This is a genomic window from Tenacibaculum profundicola (assembly GCF_057220795.1).
Window position 1 is genome coordinate 1,529,852 of the sequence record NZ_CM170137.1, and the last position, 26,596, is coordinate 1,556,447.

The 26,596-nt window shown below is 32.0% G+C and carries 3 protein-coding genes; all 3 read right to left on the bottom strand.

Annotated elements, in window-relative coordinates; all coding sequences use genetic code 11:
* Window positions 1-22 precede the first annotated feature (22 nt).
* On the bottom strand, window positions 23-997 hold the full coding sequence (locus tag AC2TDS_RS06575) for a TauD/TfdA family dioxygenase (RefSeq protein ID WP_484738308.1): 975 nt from the start codon (window positions 995-997) through the stop codon (window positions 23-25).
* A 104-nt stretch (window positions 998-1,101) separates the two neighbouring features.
* Window positions 1,102-14,703 (bottom strand): non-ribosomal peptide synthetase, encoded by a 13,602-nt coding sequence (locus AC2TDS_RS06580; RefSeq protein ID WP_484738309.1) that lies wholly within the window; start codon window positions 14,701-14,703, stop codon window positions 1,102-1,104.
* A complete protein-coding gene (locus AC2TDS_RS06585) occupies window positions 14,700-26,543 on the bottom strand; it encodes a non-ribosomal peptide synthetase (RefSeq protein ID WP_484738310.1) in 11,844 nt (3,947 codons plus the stop codon). Before AC2TDS_RS06585 ends, AC2TDS_RS06580 begins: the two co-directional genes overlap by 4 nt.
* Window positions 26,544-26,596 lie beyond the last annotated feature (53 nt).

Genomic DNA, 26,596 nt, shown 5'->3' on the forward strand with positions numbered 1-26,596 from the left:
ACTCTATTCTTTTAAATTTAAATTAATCAAACGTATAAGGTTGCGCCATTGCTGTAAGAATAGTTCTGTCACCCCCATAAGGTCTTCTTCCATGTGAGAACATCATGTTGTCTAACAAAAGAAAATCGCTTTTTTTCCAAGTAAATATGGTTGAATGTTCTTCATAAAAATTTTTAAATTCTTGAATAACTTCATCTTCAATTTCGGATCCATCTCCATAATACGTAACAAAAGGTAGGTTCTCTTCTTCGAAAAACTCTAGTACTACAGGGTCATAAAGTGATTTATGTCCAAAATACATATGGTTAAACCACATCTCTTCACCGGTAATAGGATGTTTCTGAAACGCAGAAAATGTCCATTTTACTCTTAAATGATCATCAGAAACCCATTCATATTCCATCCCTCCTTTCTCTAGTACATCATTTACTAAATTCTTATCATCTGTTTGATAAATAGTTTTCCAATCTAATCCAACTCCTGGCACCGTATTTCTAACATATCTGACTCCCTTTTCTCTAAATTTGTTTATGGTACTTTCAGATAAATAATTTAACAGTTTACGTTCATCCGCTATTGGTGTCTCTCCATCAACATCAGCAGGATCTAAACAAAAAAAGGCGATCATTCTATTGTAAGTTTTAGAATATGAGTTCTCTGTATGCATGTGAATAACTTGATCTTTCGGATGGCTTGTCGACGTATACACATTACCATATACCTGACTTCTGGGAGAGGTTCTATTCTTGTATTCTAATGTTTCTCCTGCGAACACTTTAAAAATTTCATTAAATTTCTCAGCCTCACTAATTTCAAAACCTCTTAAAAGAACTGCTCCGTGTTCTAATAATAATTTATTAACATAATCGCTGTTATTTTTTGCCCAATCAAGACTGTTAAGCCCCTCTTTTGCTTCAATTATCACTAAATGACCACCAAATTCTTCAGAAAATTGAATTTTGATACCTTCCAATACCTCTTCTTCTTGTTGTTTCATGTTATATGTTTTGAATTAATTATATTTTTTATGGATACCACAGTTGCATCATACGTCAATAATGATTTCATCTGCCATCCATATATTTCAGAAAGTCGTTTTTATTAAATTTGAGCTGAAAGCTCTGCAGTTTCTTCTATTAGAATATCTTCAATATTCGATAGAGGATTCTTCATACTATTTGTAAGTAAAATAGAATACATTTTTACAAACATTTTCACCGTATCCTGATCATATAAGTTAGGATTGTAGATAAAAGCAATTGCTGTTTGTTTTTTGTTTTTTCTTACCTCTAACTTTAACTCATAGTCCATTCTAACTGTTCTCTTAGAATTTAATGATACAATTTCAAACTCACTTGTTTTGTTATTCGTACTGAGTAGTGTATTTAGCTGAGAAAAGTGTACTTGAACAAGTGGAGCATTATTACTATTTTTATTCTTATGAAAATTAGAAACCATCTCATCAAATTGATAGTCTTGATTCTCATAGGCATCCAAAACCCATTCCTTTATTTTACCCAACAGTTCTTCATATGTAGATTCAGGGGTAATGTTAAATCTTAGAGGTATAATGTTTACAAAAGTTCCTATAAGCTTAGTAAGCTCTTTTTGAGTTCTTCCTATAACATCCGTTCCTATAATAATATCATTATTTCCTGATAATTTTGATAATAAAACATAATAGATTGATATAAAAAACATAAACTCAGTTACCTCATTCTTTGACAAAAACGCATCAATTAAGTTACCTGTTTCTGCTGCTATCTCATAGACTTCTTCCTTTGATTCATTATGTATATTAATATCTTCATCTACATTTTTCGGTAAATCTAAATATGGGATATCATCTGATAATATTGTCTTCCAAAAATTAAATTGTTCATCTATATTTTTATTCTCAGAAATCCATTGAGCATAATCAACATACCTTAACTCTAAAGTATCTAGTTCTTTTCCATCGAATACATTTATAAAATCATTCACTAAAATATTTAAAGAAGTCCCGTCAGCAATTATATGGTGCAGGTCTATGAATAGATAATTTCCATTCTTTTCACTCTCATAAATACCAGCTCTAATTAATGAAGGCTCCGTTAAATCAAATGGTTTTATAAAATCATAAAATGCTTCTTGTGTATTATTGTAGCCATCTTCGATTTGCGCTATTTTAAAATCTACTGTTTCATATATTTTTTGAAAGATGTCACCATTAACTTCAATAAACCCTGTTCTCAAAGAAGAATGTTGATTTATAAGCTTTGACAAAACAGCTGTTATTTTCACTTTATCAACCAACCCATTTATTCTTATCGGTACAGAAATATTATAAGCTACACTTCTCTCTTGAAGCATTTGTTGATAGTACATTCTTTTTTGAGCTGGAGATAAAACAAAATAAGGAGCATCGTTAATTCTCGCTATTTCTTTTGACACATTTTTGTCTGAATTTTCAATTATTTGAGATAACTCTTCAATGGTTGAATACCTAAAAACATCTTTTAAACTTAGTTTAACTCCAAATTGATCATGAATTTTTGATAGTAAATGAAACGCTTTAATTGAATGCCCTCCTTGTTCAAAAAAAGAATGTTCCGTATGCACATTAACTACAGCTACATCTAACACTTCTGCCCATATTTCCATAACATCTTTTTGCACTTTAGTTAAGGATTTAGGTGCTTTTTTTAATTCGAGTTTAGCTTCAGGTAATTTCTTAACATCTAATTTACCATTGGCTGATAAGGGTACTTCTGAAATAGGAATAAAAAAAGATGGCATCATGTTACTTGGTAGAACATTTAACATATACTTTCTTAGAACCTGAGCATCAATTTCCGATTCAGCAACATAATATGCATAAATTACTGCATCGTCTTTTCCCTCCTTTTTAACTAAAACAACAGCTTCAGTTACCCCTTGATATGATAAAATATTTTTGCGTATATCATCTAATTCTATGCGAACTCCTCTAATTTTAATTTGCCTATCAATTCTTCCTAAAATTTCAACCATTCCTTTAACATCTAATCTTCCTAGATCACCAGTTTTATAAAGAAGATCATCTATTTGATTTCCAAAAGGGTTAGCGATAAAAACTTTTGAATTTTCTTCTAACAAATTCAAGTATCCTTTACTTCTGAAGGGCGTTCTGATATATATTTCACCTGTAACTCCCATAGGACATGGATTCATAAATTTATCAAGTATTAGAAACTGAGCCCCAGGTATTGGTGCAATTGGAATGTACTTTTCTTTTGAGTCATTTGGTTCTATAAAGTAACATCCTTTTGCCAAAGTAGTCTCGGTTGGACCATAAATATTTACTAGTTGAACTTTGTCTCCTAAAGTTTCATACCAATTGATAAGTTCAAACGGAGCAATTTTTTCTCCTGCTAAAAGAATATATTTTAGTTTATTAAATACCGAAGCTTTTAAACTTGAGGTATTCATCATTTTGAATAGACTGGGTACACAGTGAATCAACGTAATTTCATGCTCTTCTACCCAATTAATTAATGTTTCATCAAATAAAAGTAGATCCTCATCTGGAATACATATAGTTCCTCCAGCGCATAATGGCACAAAAATGTCTCTTAAAAAAACGTCAAACCCAGGGTTCGTAAATTGACTAAATCTAAAAGTTTTATCAATATTAAAGGTCGTAATCTCCCAATTAATAAAATGAGATAGACCAACATTTCTCCCTAAAACACCTTTCGGACTTCCTGTTGAGCCAGAGGTAAAATACACATAAATAGAATCATTTAAATCGTAATTATCCAATTCTACATGATCAGTACATCCATTTAATAAGATCTGGTTAATATCTAACCATTTACTATCAAAAACACCTTCTACATTTTTCTCAAAAGGTTTTGAGGTGCTATCTGTTAAAATATAAGAACATTCAACTTGCTCTAAAATTGATTTCAACCTCTGTTTAGGTAAATTCACCTCTAATGGTACGAAGGTCATTCCTGCTTTCAAAACACCTACAATTGATGCAATTACTAGATGCCTATCTTCACACATAATTCCAACAAATTCATCTTTTGATTTCTTAGTAAGTAGTAGCTCGTGAGCTATCTTATTAGATTGAATTTCTAAGTCTTTATATGTAATTACTTTTCCTTTATACTCAATAGCTGAACAAAATTCATTGCGGGTAAAACTCTTGTTAAGTAGATGTTGAATTGTCACTTGCTCTATTCCTTCCGATAAATCTGTTGTCAAAATTTCTTCTGTCAATCTATGATCATGGGCACTAGTATTTAGTTTAGAAATTTCCTGTTTTGGATTATCAACCATCTCTTTGATACAGTTCTCAAATATCTGGGCTAAACTTTTAATAAACTCAGAAGAATAGGTATTTGAATTATAATCGAAAATAATTTCTAATTTATCTGAAGGAACGATCTTTACATTAAGATCGTAGTTTATTTTAACTTCTCCTTTTACTTTTTTAATTATAAAAGGTTCTTCAGTACTATTTTTGTCTTTTTTATCTTCAAGTTGCTCGCTAATTGGAAAGTTCTCGAAAATTAAAAGATGATCAAATATATCTCCTTGTAGCTTACTAATAGATTGTATGTCTGATAAATTACAATACTTATATGCATCACTTTCTAATGCTTTCTTTTGAATACTGTTAAACAATTCCTCTATTGTAGTGTTTTTATTATATGAAACTCTTACAGGAATCGTATTAATAAATAGCCCCAGCATAGTATCTATTCCTAAAATCTCAGCAGGTCTTCCTGATACTACAGACCCAAATACGACATCTGTTAAATTGTTGTATTTGCCTAGCACAATTCCCCAAGCTAATTGAATCAGATTACTTATAGTAATTCCATACGAACTTGAAACTTCTTGTAATTTTCTCGTTTCTTTATTTGATATTTCTGTTTTATACTCATGCTGTTCATATATTCCTGAAGTATTCTTCAATTTTGGAAATGAAGCTAGATTCTCATATGCATTTAAATAGTTCTCCCAGTAGGATAGTGCCGTTTTTTTATCTCTGCTTTCTAACCAATTTATATACTTTGCATAGGGACGTTTTGATGGTAAATCTATTTCCTTTTTATTTCTAAGCTGATCATAAATTGTTTTAAACTCCTTTACAACAATCCCCAAACTCCATCCATCCATTAAAATATGATGATAGCTCCAAATCAATTCATATTGGTTCTCACCAATTTCTAAAACCGTAACCCTCATTAAACCCGTACTTTCCGACAAATTAAATTTTCTTAGCTTGTCTTCATATTTATATTGATCTACAAGTTCATCTTTGGTTTTTTCTTTTAATTCATCTTGAATATTGATATAAACAACATCTAACTCTTGATCTTCTAAAACCATTTGTAAAGGACGGTTGTAACCTTCATGTAAAAATGTTGTTCGAAGGATTTCATGTCTGTTTACCAATTGTTTTATGGATTGTTTGACCAATTCTATGTCTAAATCTCCATATAGTTCGCAACTTACTTGTTCAAAGTAATCATTAGAAAACTTATCAAACAATGAAACAAATAGCATTCCTTCTTGCATTGGTGAAAGTGGATACAAATCTTGTAAAGCATGTTTTTGTTGTAATAAATTTAGCTTTTCAATTGTAATCCCATTAAAACTCAAATCTGAAGGAGTTAATTCTAAAGACGGGTAGCCAACACAAAATTCAATTACCTCTTCTAAAGTAGTTTTGAACGTTTTTATAAATCTTTTTATTTCAGCTGCTTTAAATCTATCTGAACTATATGACAAACGCATTTCTAATTTATCTGAAATAATCATTCCTGATATTTCCCATTCATAGTCTCTAATTGAATCTAAAGAAACATCCTCTCCTTTATAATCATTTAAAACTTGAAACTCCTTATCTTGTATATCTGAATCAAATTGTCCCAAATAATTAAAGCTAATTTGAGATCTAGTTGCTCTTTTATCTTTCGGTAGAGAATTTTGATACAATAAATAATCCATTCCATTTTTAGGAATACTTCGTAAACTCTCTTTTACCCATTTAATAGTCTCAGATAATGATTCTAGATTTCTTTCAAAGAAAACAGGATAAATACCTGTAAACCAACCTACGGTTCTTGTAATGTTACAATCATACCCTAAATCTTCTCTACCATGCCCCTCCAAGTCTAATTGAACTTCAGAAATACCGAAAAATGAGCTAATAGAAATATATAAGCTACTTAGCAGAATATCATTAACTTGGGTGTTAAAAGGCACATGTACTTCAGATAGCATTTTACTAGTTAGTTCTGTATTCAACGTAAAGATTTCACTCTTGCATCGCTTGTAATTATTTTCTCCTAAAGGGTTGCATACTGGAATTTTTGGTGTGCCTTTTTTTTGCGCTAATTTATGATCCCAATACTTTTGGGTTTCAAGAAAAGACGTACCTTCTGCATACGTAACTAACTCTGAAGACCATTTTTTAAAAGCATCGGTTTTTAGTGGTAATGAAAATTCCTCTCTGTTTTTACGCTGTTGATATAGGCTATTTAAATCTTCAAAAATAATTCTCCATGAAATTCCATCAATTACTAAATGATGAATAGCGATCAACAACCTACTCTCTCCTCTCAAATGAAATAATCCTAATTTTAGTAAGGGATCTTTCTCTATATCAATACTTGATTGAATTTTATTATATAAAAGTGATAATTCTTTCTTGTTTATCTCAGTTTCCTTATAATCAAACTCTTTTAAATCTATAACTACATCAGTACCTTTGTTTTCTTGTTCAAATCCTGTAGCTAATTCTTTAAACACCATTCTTAACGCATCATGATGTTCTATTAATTTTGAAAAGATATCATAAACATCTATCGAGTTAATTCCATTAGGAAAAGATAACAATACTGATTGATTATAATGATTTTTATTACCCTGAAAGCCATCCAAAAACCACTGTTGAATTCCGGTCAACTGAACAATTCCTGTCATCGGAGATTGATCAGATATCCTTATAACCTTGCTTATTTTCTTTGCTTGAGTCTCAATAGTGAAGTTACTCATTATTGAATTAACAGATAACTCATACCCCAGACTTCTTAATTTTGAACTAATCTGAACTGATTTTATAGAGTCTCCTCCTACCGAGAAAAAATTATCTTTAATACTTACTTCCTTTATGTTTAGTACCTTTAGCCAAACATCTTTTAAAAGGTGTTCTTCTTTATTCCTTGGAAATAAAAATTCGATATCGTGCTCTTTTTTTGGTAAAGGCAATAACTTCTTGTTTATTTTACCACTTGATGTAAAAGGAAATTCTTTTAAACTAACATAATGGGAAGGCACCATATAATTGGGTAACTTTTGTGACAGGTATACCTTAATTTTTTGTGCTTTAATAGGTTTTTCTGAAACATAATAGCCTACCAAATAACTGTTTTCTTCATTTTTTATTAATAATACCTCTGCATCTTTAATGCCTTTGTATTGCGATAAATGACTTTTTATTTCACCTAATTCAATCCTAAAACCTCTAATTTTTATTTGGTCATCTATCCTTCCTAAATATTCTATATTACCGTTTTTCAGCCACCTAACCAAATCTCCGGTTTTATACATTTTTTCTTTAATTGAAAACGGATTGTTGACAAATTGTTTTTCGGTGAGTTCTTTGTTATTCAAATAACCTGTAGCTAACCCTTCCCCAGCAATACATAACTCTCCAGATGCTCCTACAGGCTGCAGATTACCGAATATATCAACAATGTATAATTTTACATTATTCAATGGTTTTCCAATAGGTGTATTAACTTCATCTTTGAAGTCTTCTGTTGAAAACCAGCTACTATAGACTGTTCCTTCAGTGGGTCCATAAATATTTTCTAACTGAATACTCGTATTTAAGCCTTGAAAACGCTTTATTAGATTAGGCGTTAACATTTCACCTGCTAAAAAAACATATTTTAAAGCGCTTATATCTTTCAAATTAGTTATTTCTAGCTCTTCTAGAAACACCGCGAACATAGAAGGTGAAAAATTAATATGAGTAATGCTGTACTCTTTAATTGTTTTTACAATTTCTAAAGGTTCTTTTTCATGGTTTTGAGGTAATATAGTTAACGATCCGCCTTCTAAAAACCATCCGAAAATTTCTGCTATTGAAACATCAAACGAATAATTTGTTTTGAATAAAAACGAATCATTTTCAGCTAGTCTATATTTTTGCTGCATAGCTGAAACCAAATTGACTAATGATAAATGTGCTATCGTTACTCCTTTTGGCAAGCCTGTTGACCCTGACGTATAAATCACATATGCTAAATCATTTAAGGTAGTCTTTGATTTATAATATGTTTCTTTATTTATAATAGTATTATATACTGTATCAATATCTATAATATCTAGAGGAAGATCATTTTCTGGTGTAAATAAAGACTTTCTAGTTAGTAAGACTTTTGCTTCTGAGTCATTTAAAATGGCTTCAACTCTATTGAAGGGCTGTTTTGTATCTATAGGTAAATAGATTGCCCCTAATTTCATAATTCCAAAAATAACCCCGATTAACAGAGGTTCTCTTTCCAGAATAATGCTAACTATATCCTTCTTCTTTATTCCTTTATCTTCCGTTAAGTATTGCGCTATTTGACTTGATAGTTCATTAAGTTCTTTATAGGTGAGTTGCTCATTCTTATAGTTTACAGCAATTCTGTTAGGTGTTTTTAGTGCCTGTTTTTCAAATAGAGAAAGAACCGTTTCTTCGTTTTTATAAGAAATTTCTTTACTATTAAATTTATGTAAAATTTTGTTTTTATCGGTAGTTGATAAGATGCTTATATCCTTTATGTACATCTCTGGATTTTGAATTGCTTGCTCAACAACTAAACTTAAACTTTTTGATATTCCTTCAATTAGTTCTTGAGTATAGGTATTTCCATTGTACAAGAACTTAAACTTAAGCTCATTACCTGGCACAACAATTACCGTTAGGTCGTAGTTTGTTTGTTCAAATACTTCAATATTTTTAATATAAAACTCTGATTCATTCCCTCCATTATTACTAGTACTTATTGGCAAGTTTTCAAAAATCAAGATGTGATCTAACAACCCACGTCCCAGTTCACTTAATGATTGAATTTTGCTTAATGAATAGTATTGATGAGAATTACTTTGTAGTTGTTGATTTTGAACCGAGTTAACTACATCTATTAAAGCGTCATTACCTTCAAATTTAACCCTTACAGGAATTGTATTAATAAACAAGCCTATTATTCTTTCTACTTCCTGAACCTCTGAAGGACGTCCAGAAACAACAGAACCGAATACAACATCCGTAGTATTATTATACCTACTCAATAAAATACTCCATGCTACTTGGATTATATTGTTAATGGTAACTCCAAAAGTTCTTGATAAACTCTGTAATCCAGAAGTTTGCTCCAAACTAAGAGACATATCGAGTTCTTTTTTATCAAACGCAATATTATTTTTCTGTTTTTTAGGAAACGTTGTTAAACTATCGTATCCAGACAAAAATTGTTTCCAATAACTTACTGTTTCTTTAGTATTTCTTTCTTCTAACCAAGAAATATAGGTTGAATATTTTACGGGAGTTGAAAGGGTAACTTCTTCTTCTTTTATTAACTGTGAATAAATTAACTTAAATTCATTCACTATAGTTCCCATACACCAACCATCCATTAAGATGTGATGATAACTCCATATTAATGTGTAGGAATCAATGCTTTCCTTTAGAACAGTTAAACGCATCAGAGGCCCTTCAGGTAGCGTAAACTTTTCTAATTTATCCTTTTCTTTATATTCATTTATTATGTGTTCTTTCGACTTACTTTTTAAGCGTTCTTCAATATCTTCAAAAAGGATGTTTAATTTCTGATCAGACAGTACTATTTGTAATGAACGTTCATGAACTCCACTTAAAAATATAGTCCTTAAAACTTCATGCCTTTTAACAAGATAAGACATTGTTTTTTGCACTATGTCAATATCCAAATTCCCTACTATTTCACAGCTTACCTGTTCAAAATAATGATCTGAACTGCTATCTTTTAGTGAATGATATAACAACCCTTCTTGCATTACTGACAAAGGATATACATCATCAATAGAAAAATTGTTCTGAAGCTTGTCTAATTCTGAAACACTTAATTTTTTATACGTTAAGTCAGAAGGAGTCAATTCTGCCTTTTTTTGGTCTAAACAAAACTTTATAACTAGTTGTAAATTTTCCTTATAGCTCTGCACTAAACCATTAATCATATCAATATCATAAGCCTTATGATTAAAAGAAAGCCCCATGTTTAATTGATCATCGATAATCATTCCTGACAGATCCCAATCATAATTTTTTTCTGAATTTAAAGAGGTATTCTGACCAAAATCCTCCTTTAAAACCTCAAAACTTTTCCCTTTAATATCATGATCAAATTGCCCTAAGTAGTTAAAGCTTATCTGAGACTTAGTTCCTTGTTCTATCTTATCGTTTCCTGAAAATTTATATAGCAAATAATCAGCCCCTTTATTAGGTGTATTTCTTAAATTTTCCTTTACTAATTTAATAATATCGGATATAGAGTTACTTGTTGAGTTATTGAAGAAAACAGGGAATATACTAGTAAACCAACCAATGGTTCTACTAATATCTAGCTTTGCGCCGAAATCTTCCCTTCCATGACCTTCAAAATCAATACATATATCATATATACTTAAATTTTCTCCTAATGTTTTTATAAACGCTGAAATCAATAAATCGTTTATTTGTGTATTAAAAGAGTAATGAGCCTCTGTCAACAATAAATTAGTATATGAGCTATCTAGAACAAAACCAACTTTTTTTACTTCTTTTAGGGTATTATTCTTCTTGTTCAGACTAGGTAAAAGTTGAGCGTTTTTATTTAAAACATCACTCCAATACTCTTTATTCCTTTGAAAGTTTAAGGTATTTACATAAGTATCTATCTCAGATGACCATAGTTGAAAAGAGTCTGTTTTTAAAGGTAAAATGAGTTTCTTATTACTTTGTAACTGATTATATAACAATTCTACATCTTCAAATAAGATACGCCATGAAATTCCATCAACAACTAAGTGATGAATGACTATAAAAAGATAACTCCCTTCCTTAAAATGAAAAAGTCCAATTTTAAATATCGCTCCTTCATTAAAACGGATGCCAGATTGTAGTTCTTGACACTTTTCCTGTAGAAACTGATTATCTACATTTTTATCATGCAAATTATACTCAACAATATCATATTCGAAATCTGTTCCTCTATTTTCTTGAACTATTCCTGAGTTTGTATGATTAAAACTCATTCTTAAGGCATCATGATGCTCTACTAACTTGTCAAAAATTAAGCGAATTTGCTTAGAATTAATATATGATATGAAACGCAACATTACGGACTGATTATAATGTTGCTTGTTTGCAATTGGTGAATGGAAAAACCACTGTTGAATCCCTGATAAGCCAACTTCACCAGTAATCATTGATTGATCAGGTACTCTTACTATTTTTCTGATCTTTTTCGCCTGCTTTTTCACTGTTAAATGAGTCATGATTTCTTTAACAGAAAGCTCATAACCGGTTCCTCTCAAACGAGAACTAATTTGAACAGATTTGATCGAATCACCTCCTAAAGAGTAAAAATCATCATTAATTCCTACTTTCTTTACATTTAAAACGTCAGACCAAACTTTAGAGAGTATCTTTTCTTCCAAATTAGTTGCCAAAACTAAATTTGATTCATGATCAAGCTTCGGTGCCGCTAATGCCTTTTTATCAACCTTTCCGTTAGGGGTAAGTGGAAAAGATTCAAAGTGCACAAAATAATTCGGAACCATATAACTTGGAATCTTAGACATTAAAAATTCATGCAGTTCGTCTTTAGGAATTAAAGCATCGGAAACATAATATGCTACTAGTAGTTCTTTTTCCTCAATATGTTTTAACAGTACAACACAATCTTTTACTAAATCAAACTCTTGTAGTTTAATCTCTATTTCACCAAGCTCAATTCGATATCCTCTTAATTGAATTTGATCATCAAACCTGCCTAAAAATTCTAATAGCCCCTCATGAGTCCATTTTACTAAATCTCCAGTTCTATACATCCTTTCCCCTGACACAAAAGGATTTTCAATAAATTTCTCTTTTGTTAATTGAGGGTTATTAAGGTAGCCTCTAGCAACACTTGCTCCTGAAAGGTAAAGCTCACCAGGTATTCCTATTGGTTGAGGAATGAGACTTTCAGAGAGGACATATGTTTTAACATTTGTAATCGGTTTTCCTATTTTTATGCTTCCTATATGACCTTTCGTATCAAGATATGTTGCTACAACTGTGTTCTCTGTTGGTCCATAATTATTAAATAATTTAAACCTTGGCTCTTTAGCATATTTCAAGGCCTCTCCTCCTGTTAATATGGTAGTGTCCAATTGAATTTCTTGCTCTATTAATTCTTGACAAATCTTAGACGGCAAATAAGCATGTGTAATTGTATTTTCCCTTAAGAAACTAACCAACTCATCAATTTGCATTCTTATATTCATTCTTTCAATTGGATACAAACACCCTCCTGAAATTAAATACGGAAATATTTCCCAAACAGAGGCATCAAATGCTATTCCTGAATATAATGTAGCTTTACTATGTTCTGTTAATCCATACGCTTGAATATGCCAAAAACATAAATTGATGAGGTTTCTATGCGCTACCATTACTCCTTTTGGTTTTCCTGTAGACCCAGAAGTATATATAGCATATGCTAAATGATGATTGTCAATATGGTTTCTTGTAAATTCTTTTGATAGATACTCTTTTACTTTAAAAAAGTCTGACAAAAAGTGTTCATCAATAACTATTTCTGCATTAGAATCTTTTAAAATATATTCGATTCTACTATCTGGGTATTCAATGTCTATTGGCACATAAGCCGCTCCAGTTTTTAAAATCGCTAGAATAGAAATAATTAACCATTCATTCCTTTGTTGTTTAATAGCAATAAGCTCTTCAGGACCTATACTCTTTTTTTCTATCAAGTAATTTGCCAACTGATTAACCTCTTCATTAAGCTCTTGATAGGTTAACACTTTTCCCTGCCCATGAATTGCTGGTAAACTTGGTGTTTTCAGTACTTGTTTTTCAAACAACGAAACTATGGTCTCATTTTGCGGATATAAAGCAGTTGTTTCGTTAAATTCATATACTACTTTTTTTACATCCTTAGAAGGCGCCATTTGTATTGTGCCCACTTCAGACAAAATATCATTTCCTATTGTATTAAGAATTCTTTTGAAATAATCTGAAAATACAGCTATTGTTTCCTTTTTGAAAAGTCCTTTTGGATATTCGAACGTAAACAATAAATCATTGTCTTTTTCATAAGCCGTAAGACTAAGGTCAAACTTTGAAGTTATAGCTTCAATGTCATATTTTGATATTGACAATCCATCCACATCAAAAATTTTGTTTTCATAATTTTGGAAATTGAAAACTACATCAAATAAAGGATTCCTACCATGACTTCGCTGGTAATTTAAATCTCTTAATAAATCTTCAAAAGGGTAATCTCCATGTTTTATCGACTTTTGAGAACTAAACTTTACTTTATTTAATAGGTCTCTAAAAGTACATGTACTCTCTATATTATTTCTTAAGGCAAATGTATTTACAAACATTCCCAAAGTGTTCTGTATATCTCTGTGAGTTCTACCACTAGATACACTTCCTATAATTATATCTTTTTGATTACAGAGTTTAGATAAGAACACATTGTATACTGTCAATAACAGCACGTACAGAGTTACACCTTCTTGTTTAGAAATAACCTGTAACTTTTGTGTTTCCTCTATTCCTAAATTAAATGTAAACAACTCACCTGTTAAATCATATTCTGAAGTTCTAGGGAAATCAGTTGGTAATTCAATGGGAGATGGTAAATTATCTAGCTCAGATACCCAAAAAAGACGGCTTTCTTTTTTACTTTCATGCTGTTCTTCTGATTCTTGCCAATCTATATAATCTTTGTATTGAAATTTAACTTCCTCTAGTGTATTACCTCTATACAACTTTATAAATTCATCCATTAATATGTTAATGGAAATACCATCTATAATGCTGTGGTGAAAATCAATTATCAAAATGTGTTTTAATGGAGATATTTCAATAACGCCAAGTCTCATCAATGGTGCTCGTTTGAGATCAAACGATCTTATGAATTTTGAAAGTATCTCATCGATATCCTTTTCTTCATTAGCGCTAAAATTTTCTACTTTAAAAGAAATTGAATCTTCTATAATTTGAACAACGTCACCATCCCTAACATCTAATGATGTTCTTAAATTCTCATGTCTTTCTAACAGTTTATTAAAAACCATTTCTAGCTTATCAATATTCAGCTTCCCTTCTATGGAAAAAGCATATGGAAGATTGTAGGCATGTGAATTAGGTGTTAACTCTTGTAAAAAATGTAATCTTTTCTGTACTGAAGAAGTTCTATACCATTCTTTATTTTCAGTTTTCCGTATTACTTGAATTTTACTTTTCTGAAAAAAAGATATTATTTCTTCTTTTTTCTCTCTAATATCTTCAATAACCTCCTTTGTTAAAGCTTCTTTATTCCCATTTAAAATGAGCTTACCTTCACTTGAAACTGAAACAATTATGTTGTTTTCCTTTCTTAATTTAGTTATATAATCACCTATTCTCATAACACTATACTAATATTATCATTACTCACTTCTGTTTCAGCAGTTAAATTTTTCACTGTCATAATATAATCTGACAATGCTTCAACAGTATCTTTATCAAAAAGATGCTCAATTTGAATTTCTATATTAAATGCTTCACTTAATTTTCCGACTAAACTAACCGCCTTCAAAGAGTGTCCTCCCAGTTCAAAGAAACTTTTAGTTACATCAATTGACATAGTATCTATACCCAATACTTCCGACCATTTATTAGCGACAAGTAATTCTATTTCACCTTGTGGAGTTCTACCATTTTCTTTAATTGTATGAATAGGATTTGGTAGTTTGTTTTGATCTAATTTACCACTTAAAGTTAGAGGTATTTTATCGATGTGAACATAATACGACGGTATCATATAAAAAGGAATGTTTCCTTTAAGATACTGTCTAATATCACTAGTTAAAATAGATTTCTCTGATGAATAATAAACAACTAAAGATTTTTCTTCACCTACATCCTTCAAAATTACAATAGCATCATCAATATTTTCAACCCTTTTAACAACCCTCTCAACCTCCTGAAGTTCAATACGGTGACCTCGTAACTTGATTTGACTATCAACTCTCCCTATATATTCGATAACACCATTTGGTAGCCATCTAGCTAAGTCTCCAGTTCTATATATTCTTTCTCCTGGTATCCAATCTTTTCTAAAATACTTTTCTGTTAACTCCTTATTTCCTTTATAACCCTTTGCCAGTCCATCACCTGCAATACATAATTCTCCAACAGCTTCTACAGGTAATAAATTTCCTTTTTCATCAGTTATATATATTCTTTCATTAGGTAATGGACTCCCTATAGGTATAAAAGAATAATCGTTTAATTTAGCTGGATCAACTTCAAAATAGGTTGAATCTACACATGTTTCAGTAGGGCCATACATATTAAAAATTTTCACCGAGTAAAGACCTAATCTATTGAAGAATTCACTTACCAAAACTTTAGGTAATTCTTCTCCGGCTAACATCCATACTTTAAGCGTATTTAAGGTGTTTTCTTTTTGATTGGCATTCACAAACAACCTGAAATGTGTTGGTGTCCCATCAGAAATATGAATACTATGATGGTTATAAAACTCTCGTAAAAGTTTACCATCTGTACGATCCTTTTCTGGTATGATATATAAACTATGACCTTGCAGCAAGGCTCCAAAAACTTGTTGAAAAGACGCATCAAAAGAGAACGAAGCAATTGAACTAACGTTCATTTTTTCTATAGAAATTTTACTATATACTTTATCTTTTAACCCTAATATTAAGTTTACTATACTATAATGATTCACTTCCACACCCTTGGGTATTCCTGTAGAACCCGAAGTGTAAATCACATAAGCAGTATCATGTCCTAATGATTCATTATTAAAGATAATTGGCTTATTTAAAATTTCTTCTGAATTTTTATCCAAATCAATTATTTCAGCATTCGCTGCATGTAATCCATTTAGAAATTCGCTTCTCGAAATTAAAGCTGATAAATCCACTTCTTTACTTATCAACTCAATTCTGTTAACAGGGTAAGAAGTATCTATTGGAATATAAATTGCTCCTACTTTCATTATTCCAAGCATTGAAGGAATAACCCATTCTTCTCTTCCTAGTAATACTCCAACATAATCTCCATTTCTTACGCCTCTATGCTTTAAGTATATCGCAATTTGAGATGACAATTCATCTAATTCTTTATACGTGAGCGTTTGTTCATTGCACCAAATTGCTATTTGATTAGGCACTTTATTAACCTGACTTTCGAAGACTGAGATAATTGACTCTTCATTATTATAAGTCATTAAGGTATTATTGAATTTATTCGTTACTAATTTACCCGGATCTCTCAGTACATTTATATCTAGAACCTTTTCATTAAGCTTCCCTATTTCTTTAGAAAGAATGTGTTGAAAATTATCTCTTAAATCATGTATTAAATCAGTAGAAAAAACACTTTGATTGTATTCTATTTTTATTTCTAAATGCTGTGGACTAGGAACAATTATAAGCGATAAATCATAATTTGATTGCTCAAAAACTTCTAAATCTTTCATTTCAAAACCTTCACCTGAAATATTTTCATTTCCTTCTGGTTCAACAACAAAATTTTCAAAAGCTATAAAATGATCGAATAAATTATTTTTTAAAGAGCTTTCGTTTTGAACTTCTGCTAACGATACATAATGATGAGGTTCTGCATCTAAAGCATTGGTCTGAACTTTTTGGATAAGTGATTTTAACGTGTCATTCTCATCAAAAGTAATTCTAACAGGAATCATATTCATGAATAACCCTACCATACTTTCAATGCCCTTTACCTCTGGTGATCTTCCTGAAACTATTGAACCAAATATAACATCATTGGTATTATTGTATTTAGCTAACAAAACCCCCCAAGCACATTGTATTATTGTATTTATAGAAACCCCTAAATTTTCAGATATAAAATTAATACCGGAAATACTTTCTCCTTTTAGTATAAACTTGCTTGAACTTAAATTATAGGTTTCCGAGGTATGTTTTTTATTAAAAGAAGCTACACTTTCATAATTTTTAAGGTAGTTATTCCAAAAAGTAACGGATTCTTTTTTCTCTAAGTTTTCAATCCATTCTATATATTTCGAAAACGGAACTGCGGGAGGCAATTCAAAAACTTCCTTACGTTTTGTTTTCTCATAAATCTTCTTCATATCTTGTAATACAATGCCAATACACCATCCATCCATTAGTATGTGATGGTAACTCCATATTACCTGATATACACTTTTTTGAAGTTGAAGAATCGTCATTCGAATTAAAGGCTTTTTTCCTATAAGGTTAAACTTTCTATCTTTATCCGCCTTTTTATATTCTTCGATAACCTGCTCTTCAGAGTGTTCTAAACATTCTTCTTGTACATCTAAAAAATGAAAATCTATTTCATATTCCTTTACTACAACTTGTAATGGTCGCTCATATGAATTGGGTATAAATTTTGTTTTAAAAACATCATATCTCTCTACAAGTGATTCAAAACTCTCTTTCATTGCATTTATATCAATGCCATCTGTTACTTTAAATGATATTTGATTAAAATAATGATCCGATTCTTGATTATGCAAAGCGTGGAATAGTATGCCTTCTTGCATCGGTGATAATGTATAAACATCCTCTATTCTATATGCTGTAGACAGCTCACCAAGTTCAGTCAAAGAAAGTTCATTGAATGTTAGGTCTGAAGGAGTAAGTTCTACGTTAGTGTTTGTGCTGTAAAAAGTAATGATATTCGACAATGAATCTTCATATAAATGCATAAACTCAGCAATTGTTTCTTCTTTATATTGCTTAGGGCTATAGGTAAGCTTCATTTCAAGGCAACCATCAGCTACTAAGCCCAGAATTTCCCAGTCATGATGCAATATTTCTTCAGGCGATACCACATTTCCAATACCTTCAATAGCTACATCGAATGATTTCCCTTTTACATCTTCATCAAATTGCCCTAAATAATTAAAAAATATTTGAGCTGAACAGTCTTTAAATCCTTTATTGGTTTCTGATATAAAATATTTAGCCACTAGGTAATCAAAACCATTATTCGGAATACTTCGGAAACTTTCTTTGGCTGCAATAATATTTTCAGCAAGGTTTGTGTTTTGGCTATGCAAGTACATCGGATAAATACTGGTAAACCAACCTACCGTTCTATTGATGTTTACATCGGGAAGTATCTCTTCTCTACCATGACCTTCCAAATCTACCTTAAGATCATTAATGTTGTATTTCTTTTGTACACTCAGCATTAGTGCCGAAAGGAGAATGTCATTAATCTTTGTGTTAAAAGGTCGGTGTACTGAAGTCAGAAGCTTTTCAGTTTGTGTTTTAGTTAATCTGAATTTTACTGTATTTTGCTCCTGCACTTTATGTTTACCTTCTGGAAAATCTTTAGGTATAACTTCATAAGGCTGCACTATCTTTTTTTCCCAATATGCCTTAGCTTTTGCAAAGCGACTACTTTGCATGTATTCTTTAATATATTTCGGCCAAGATAAGAATGCATCCGTTTTCAGTGGTAATGCCAATGCTTCACCTTCGTGTAATTGTTTGAATAAAGTTTCAATATCTTCAAACAATATTCTCCATGAAATTCCGTCAATCACAAGGTGGTGAATAACCACAAGTAATTTACTTCCTTCGGTATGATGAAAAAGTACCAGTTGCATAAGCGGCCCGTTTTCAAGATCTATCCCTGATTGAATTTCCTCAGAAATATCTATCAATGTAGCTTCCTGATTTTTTTCTTTTGTTAGATCGAATTCTTGAATTCCTAGAGGTAAATCGAGTCCTCTATTCATAGTTTGTAAGGTGTTCCCTTCCTGTTTAAAAGTCATTCTTAAAGCATCATGATGCTCTTGAAGCTTTGCAAAGACACTCGTTATTCCTTCTTTGGAAATTTTCTCATGGAAACTTAGTAATGACGCTTGATTGTAATGATGATTATTGATGGTAGAATGATCAAAAAACCATCTTTGAATCGGTGATAATTCTTGCTTTCCAACGATAGGCTCTTGTATAGAGGATGTTTGGGTTTTCTTTAACTTTAAACTTAATTCTTTAATCGTTTGACTGGTAAAAATATCTTTTACTGATACTTCATACCCAAGATTACGCATACGTGAGCTTATTTGGATAGATTTTATAGAGTCTCCTCCTACCGAAAAGAAGTTATCCATGATACCTATGGAACTTATACCAAGAACTTCCGACCAAACGTCAAGCAATATTTTCTCTTCTTCTGTAGTTGGTGCCAAATAGTTTTGACTCGCTTCTACTTTGGGGTCAGGTAGTTCTTTCTTATCAATTTTCCCATTAGGCGTCAGTGGCATTTTTTCTAAGATCATAAAGAAGGTTGGTACCATGAAACTAGGAAGTCTATTGGCAAGGTATTCTCTAAGTTCTAGAGTTTCTATATGTTGATGAACTACACAATACCCAACCAAATGTTTTTCTCCATATTTCTCTTTGGCTATTACCACAGCCTCTTTTACCTTTTCATTTTCATTCAATAAACTTTCAATTTCACCCAGTTCAATTCTAAAGCCACGAATTTTAACTTGATCATCAACCCTACCCAGTAATTCCATTTCGCCATTAGGTAACCACTTCGCTAAATCTCCTGTAAAATATATCTTTTGTTGCGGATCAAAAGGGTTATCAATAAACCTCTGTTTCGTTAATTCTTCACGATTCCAATACCCTTTTGCAACTCCATTACCACCTATATAAAGGTTCCCTATAACTCCTTGTGGTAATAGGTTTAAATGGTCATCGAGTACATATAATTGCGTATTAGCAATAGGTGTACCAACCGTTATTTTCTTTAAGTTTTTTTCAAAATGTTTTACACTAGACCAAATGGTTGTTTCCGTAGGACCATACATATTGTATACCTCTGCCTCCGTCTTTTTTTGCAGGTTTTGAATCAATGCAGCCGGTACTGCCTCTCCACCCACCAATACGGTTTTAAGCGAGCTTAAGAACCTTTCTGACCCCTGGTCATTCTCCAACAATTTCAAATATGAAGGTGTCGTTTGAAATACTGATATTGGATGACTAAAATTATTGTTTTCTACAGAAAACACGTCTTTAAGTTCTTTTAAATACGTCAGTCCCTCTACTATTTTACGCTGTTCTACACCAAAGTCTATTAAGCATCCTATTTCATTCACTCCAGCGGCAGAAAGCTTTTGGATCATATTAATCGCGGTGCTTTTAGTACCAATTAGAGCACTAGTTTTGTAGTAGCGTTTTACTGCATTTTGTAAAATTTTATCTTCAAATTCTTTCGTTAGTTCACCTTCAATGTATCCTGCTTCTTGATACACTATTTTGCTAACCCCAATTGCGCTTCTTAGGTATTCTTTAAAAGGCTCTTCTACAACTGCTTCAACTTCTTCCATCGTATTACCAATGTAAGTATGCAACATCACAGCAACTTTTCCTTCTCCTTGATGTCCTGCCTCTTTCCTCGCCTTTCTGTAAACACTGATCTTCTTAGTTAGCTCTTCTATATCCTGCCCCAACAAATGTGTTAACAAATTCGCTCCTATTTGTCCTGCTGAACGAAATGAATCTTCATTACCAGCTGTTGTTAACCAGATGGAAAGTTCTTTTTCAGAACTATTCTGAGCTATTTTACGTGCTCTCCATAATTCCTGTATCGTATTGATATTTTCATGTGTTATCTTATGTCGATCAGCATAATTGTATTGTGATAAAGAAAAATCATCGTGATTCCAACCTGGAGCAAACGACAATGCTATTCGTCCGTCTGATATTTGATCCACTACATCCCATTCTTCAACAATGTTTTCCGGTGAATGTAATGGCACAACAACACTACCGCTTCTCAATTCAACATTTTTAGTAATTGTTGATAGCATAGCACTGGTTACAGCAGGATTAGGAAATAGCCCTCCAAATTCGTGGAAGTGTCTTTCCGGTGTCCAAATAGCACTAAAACCATTTTCATCAGCATAGTTAACAGTTTCTAGGAACAAATTATATTTTCCTTCTTCGGCACCATGATTATAGCTTGCAAAGAAGAAAAGCCCGAAATCCATTGTGCTTCCTTCCGTCTCTGCATAACGGTCTAATTCACTATGAGGTGCATCAGAAGGATGAATGGTAATTTCTATTCCTCTGCACAACGTCCATAAGAGTTCCAGAATTGAGATATCAAAAGACACACTGGTCATTGCTAGCATTTTATCTTTTTCTGATATCGGTAGCTTTTCATCCATTCCTACAAAGAAATTAGCAAGGTTTTGATGCGAAATCATCACTCCCTTAGGATTTCCCGTAGAACCAGAAGTATAAATTATATAGCACAAATCGTGAACCGAATTTGTATTCGAGATCGTCAGCGCTTCACTACTATTCCATGATTTCGTATCAGAAAGCACTATAGAAACTCCGTCATAGTCAAAATTATCATTTAGGTTTTGATCTGTAATCAGTAATTTAGCTTTACTGTCATTAAGAACATATTCTTTTCTTTCCTGAGGATATGAAGGATCAATAGGTAAATATGCCCCTCCTGCTTTCAAAATTCCAATAATTGCGATAATTGTAAGTTCTGATCTCTTTGTCATAAGCCCCACAATATCTCCTTTAGCTACACTATAATTTTCTTTAAGGTAGTTTGCAAAACCATTAGACAGTTCATCTACCTCCTGATAGGTAAGTGCTTTTCTTTCAAAAACAACCGCTGATTTATGAGGCGTCTTTTTTGCCTGCGCTTCAAATAATTCAACAATTGTTAATTCTGGAAGTTCTTTATCCGTTTCATTAAATTGATATAACAATTGATTTTTCTCCTGTTTTGACAGGATTTCAATATTAAACAACTGAATATCCGGATTAGTAGTTATCTCACTAACTATCTTTTTAAAGTAGTACGCAAATCGTTTGATGGTTTTTTTCTCAAATAGAGCAGCATCATAATCGAATCGCAGTGCAATCTCATCATTTACCTCTGCAGCTGTAAGTACTATATCAAATTTTGCTGTTTTATGATCAAAACCAAAAGGCTCCAATGTTAAATCAGGCATTTTAAGTTCTTCCGAATCGAAGTTTTCAAAGAAAAATGCAACGTCATATAATGGGTTGTGACTTGGATCTCTTTCTATGTTTAATTCCTCAATGAGTTGCTCATATTGAAATTTATGATGTTCAAAACACGCTAATAATGTAACTTTCAATGATTTCAGAAATTCTTTAAAAGAAGCGTCTTTTCTTATTTTTGAACGCACCGACAGCATATTCAGGAATATTCCAATAATATTTTCTAATTCGGCATGAGGTCTTCCGGCAGAGGGCGTTCCTATAACAATATCCTTTTGATTACTTAGTTTATTCAGTAGAATATTGAAAATTGACATCAGAATCATAAACATGGTTGCTTCTTCTTCTTCCGCAATTAATTTTAATTTCTTAACCTCATTTTTATTGATCTTAAACTTTAAATGATCTCCTTGATATGTCTTTATAGAAGGCCTTGTGAAGTCTGTAGGTAAGTTTAAAGTCTCCACTTTTTCTTCAAATTGTTCCATCCAAAACGCCCTATCTTCTGCAACCATCTTCTGGTAATCATTGTGCTGTTGCCATGCTGCATAATCTTTATATTGTAGTTGCAGATCAGGAAGTTCTTCTTTTTGATATAAGGCTATAAATTCTTTTATGAATATTGCATGCGATAATCCATCATTAACAATATGATGCATATCAACCATAAATACAGACTCTTCTTTATTTATTTCAAACAATCCGGCGCGTAACAATGGCCCTTTCTCTAGGTTGAATGGTTTTATAAATGCATTGCACAGTTCATCTAACTTATCTGCTACTTTAAAAAACTGAAACTCAAAACTAGTATCTTCAGAAATGATTTGAACAACCTTCCCTTCTACCATATCAAATCGAGTTCTTAGTGTTTCATGTCGTTTGATTAAAGCTTCAAATGTTTTAGAAAAACGTTCTTTATCCAGTACGCCTTTGACTCTAACCGCATATGGCATATTATATGCTGTTGAACCGGTATCCATAGTGTATAGGAAGTACAAACGTGTTTGTGCCGAAGAGGTTGGATAGTATGGTTTTGGTGAAGTTTTAGGAATTGAAGTAAATACTGTGGTTTCAGTATTTGGAATTAAGGATGCCAGTTCCTTAACTGTAGGGTTGTCAAAAATTTCTTTAATCGTAATCTTGATATCAAATTCCTTGAATATGGTATTTGCAAATTTAATTGCGCTCAATGAATGCCCTCCCAATTCAAAGAAGTTTGATCGTAATCCCATTTTTGCTTCATCAACATTTAATATTGAAGACCAAATAGTAATGATCTTTTTTTCTATAACTGTTTCGGCTTCATTGGTAACTTCCTGAGTGGTCTCCAACTCAGGCTTAGGCAATACTCTTTTATTAAGTTTACCATTATGAGTTAATGGAATTTCTTCTATCTGTGTATAGAATGTCGGGATCATATAAGCCGGAAGTTTCTCTGCAAGAAACGAACGAAGTGCTCTTTGATGTATCTTTTCTTCTCCAACGTAATATGCGGCTAAGTGCTTTTCTTCTTCATGAGTAACCTCAACCACCACAACTTCTTTTACCCCTTCAAATTCAGAGAGTTGACTTTGGATTTCTCCTAATTCTATTCGATACCCTCTTAATTTTATCTGATCGTCAACACGACCTAAAAACGCTATGGTTTGGTTATCATTCCAGCAGGCAAGGTCGCCTGTACGATACATTAGTTTTCCTTTCACAAAAGGATTCGGAATAAATCTCTGATTTGTAAGTTCTTTTCTGTTGAGATACTCAAGAGCTAATCCTTCTCCTGAAATGTAGAGTTCTCCATTAGCTCCTTTAGATACTGGTTGTAAAGATGCATCTAATATATATACCTGAGTATTCGCCACAGGTTTCCCAATGGCAACTGATGTTGCAGTATTCTCTTTTTCAGAGAACTTATGGATCATACACCCTACTGTTGCCTCAGTAGGTCCGTATTCATTGTATATTTCAATTTCACCATTATATTTGTCAGAAATGGTTTTCGCTAAAGAATAATCTAAAGCTTCCCCTCCTGCTATTATTTTCTTTAACTTAGAATTTGTGAATTTTCCTGTTAAGCGCTCACTAATATTAATGATTCGCAGATGAGAAGGTGTTAATTTAATAATATCAACCTTATCATCTAATAAGACCTTTTCTATTAACAAACTGTCATCAGTTTCCTTATAAAGAACTACTTCACCTCCACTGGTAAGAGGTACAAAAATGGAAGTAATCGTTAAATCAAATGAGATCGATGTATATAATGGAAAATTCCCTTTTATATTACTGAGATAGTATTCTGATGCCCAGGTAATATAATTCAGAAAAGAACGATGTCCTATTGCTACACCTTTAGGAACTCCCGTAGAACCAGAGGTGTAAATTACATAGGCGATTTCAGATTGCTCTGCTCTGGAAACAGTATCCTTTTCTTCAAGCAAAATAGCATCGTATTCCTTACTAAAATCAAGTATTGTATCAGGCAGGGTTATTTCAGGGTGAATATATGAACCTCTGGTAACTACAATTTTCGGCTGAGCGTTTTCAAGTATCGTATTAATACGCTCAGTAGGATATTTCGGATCAACTGGTACATAGGCTGCTCCTGATTTTAATATTCCTAATAAGGTGGGGATAAACACATACTCTCTCTCTAAAAGAACTCCGACAAGATCACCTGGTTTTACCTTTTTCTCAGCAGAAAGATAGTTGGCTATTTGATTAGAAACTATCCCAAGTTCTTCATACGTCATGGTGGTATTACCATCTCGAATTGCAATGGCATACGGAGTATTTCTACGTTGCTTTTCGAAAAGAGATATTACCGTTTCTTCATTTGAAAGGTTCGTTGATGTATCATTAAAATCAGTTATCAACTCCTTATAATTTTTTTCCGAAATCAGCGAAATTTCATCTATTGTTTTTGACGAATCCTTCATAATAATATCAAGAATTTCCGCATAATTTTCTGCTATGTTTTGAATATAGCTCTCCGTTGCGTAGTGTTCATCATAATCAAATTCAATCTCCAGTTTTTCATTGAAAAAAACCGTCATTGTTAAAGGAATACTGTTATTCTCGTATGTAGAGTTTAGCTGTAATGAAAAGTGGTTATTCCCTCCTAAAACACTATGATCTAAGGGGTAATTTTCAATGGCAATGATTGAGTCAAATAAACGCTCATAAGGTTTAAGTCCAACTATTTCTTTTATTTTAGAATATGCTGTTCCTTTAAATTGCTGATCGTTCTCAAGAAGACTGGTATGTGTTTCTTTAATGAGTTCAAGTAACGTTGTTGTATTGTTACTTTTAATACGTAAAGGTAATACATCAATCAGGTTCCCGATAATATGTTCAATTCCTCTGAGTGAAGGAGGTCTGTTTGATTGGGATCTTCCAAAGATTACATCTTTTGTACCTAAATATTTTTGAAGTAATAATCCGTAAGCTGCATAAATTACTGCTGCTTTTGTTACTTGATTTTTATTAGCAAAGCTATCAACTGACAATAAACACCTACTAACCATGTATTTGCCCCTATTAGCCTGCCTACGTTGCTCTTTAGCCTCAAAAAGTTCAGAAGCCGTAAAATCCTGTAAATATGATTTCCAAAAAATTTCTTTCTCCTCTTTCGGTTGTGTTATTTCATTTCTCTTATATACTTTCTTTAAGTCAGGCTTCGCTCTAAACTGCGGTGTTTTTCCATCTTTCAGAGAACTATAGGTTTCAAAAAGTTCTCTTAACAATACCCCTGTACTCCATCCGTCATAAAGCACATGATGATGTGAAATCGTAAGTACGTATTCATTTATATCCTTTTTAATCAGAACAACTCTTAACGGAAGCTCTAAAAGATCAAATCCTACATGACGATCTTCATTAATAATTGTATCATGCTTTTCTTTCTTTTCAGTTGTATTCAGTAAAGAAATATCTATAAACTGATATGGTGAGTTTGTTTCCTTCAGTATAATCTGTAACGGGTTACTTATTCCTTCCCATCGAAATACAGATCTCAGGGCATCATTTCCAGTCTGAACTAGATGCACTGCTTTTTCAAATAATGATACATCCAGATTTCCAGTTATTGAAAATGAAATTTGAACTGTATATAAATCTTTAGCACCTTTAATCCACTCAATTAATATTCCTTTTTGAGTATCATTCAGTGCTAATATATCTTGGATGTTAGCTTTGTTAAGTTTCTGTTCCATCATCGTTTTTTTTGACTATGGTTTAGTTAAGTAAATAGTTATAACGCCATTGT

Coding starts and splice junctions, on each gene's coding strand:
- AC2TDS_RS06580 (WP_484738309.1), bottom strand. CDS start 14,703: ATGAGAATAGGTGATTATATAACTAAATTAAGAAAGGAAAACAACATA.
- AC2TDS_RS06575 (WP_484738308.1), bottom strand. CDS start 997: ATGAAACAACAAGAAGAAGAGGTATTGGAAGGTATCAAAATTCAATTT.
- AC2TDS_RS06585 (WP_484738310.1), bottom strand. CDS start 26,543: ATGGAACAGAAACTTAACAAAGCTAACATCCAAGATATATTAGCACTG.